The following is a 1,009-nucleotide window of genomic DNA, read 5'->3' on the forward strand; positions in this document are numbered from 1 at the left end:
CTTAATCAGGCTGCTGCTCACTTTATGCTTGCTGGTAGTGGTTCTGTAGCCAGGTGGCTGAAGGTTTATGAAGAGCGCGGAGAAGCTGGTTTACGCGCGCTCAAGATTGGCACCAAAAGAAACATTGCAATATCAGTTGATCCAGAAAAAGCGGCATCAGCATTGGAGCTGTCAAAAGACCGACGCATTGAGGATCTTGAAAGGCAAGTTCGATTTCTTGAAACGCGGCTTGTGTATCTAAAAAAGCTGAAAGCCTTAGCTCATCCCACGAAAAAGTGAAAGTACTCAACGAGCTAAGGCAGTTTTATCCTCTTGATGAGCTTCTCAGGGCTGCGGAGATACCGCGCAGTACGTTTTATTACCATCTAAAGGCTCTCAGCAAGCCTGACAAGTATGCGGACGTTAAAAAGCGTATTGGTGAGATTTATCATGAGAATAGAGGCCGATACGGATACCGTAGGGTAACGCTGTCTCTTCATCGAGAAGGGAAACAGATTAACCATAAAGCTGTTCAGCGCCTGATGGGAATCCTCTCACTGAAGGCAGCGATTAAGGTCAAGCGATACCGCTCTTACAGAGGAGAGGTAGGGCAAACCGCCCCCAATGTTCTCCAAAGAGATTTCAAGGCTACGCGGCCAAACGAGAAGTGGGTTACCGATGTTACTGAATTTGCAGTCAATGGGCGCAAGCTGTATTTGTCTCCAGTAATAGATCTCTTCAACAACGAAGTTATTTCTTACAGCCTTTCGGAAAGACCAGTGATGAACATGGTCGAGAATATGCTCGATCAGGCATTCAAAAAGCTTAATCCTCACGAGCATCCTGTTCTGCACTCTGACCAGGGATGGCAGTATCGTATGAGAAGATATCAAAATATCCTTAAAGAACATGGTATTAAACAAAGCATGTCCAGAAAAGGCAATTGTCTGGATAATGCTGTGGTGGAGTGTTTCTTTGGAACCTTAAAGTCGGAGTGTTTTTATCTTGATGAGTTCAGTAATATAAGCGA

At 44.9% G+C, this 1,009-nt stretch carries 1 pseudogene; it reads left to right on the top strand.

Going from position 1 to position 1,009, the window contains the following annotated elements:
• Window positions 1-1,009: pseudogene (locus ACJHWR_RS25220) on the top strand (IS3-like element IS150 family transposase); the annotation flags it as partial.

The organism is Escherichia sp. WS568, assembly GCF_046486085.1.
Lineage (GTDB): Bacteria > Pseudomonadota > Gammaproteobacteria > Enterobacterales > Enterobacteriaceae > Escherichia > Escherichia coli.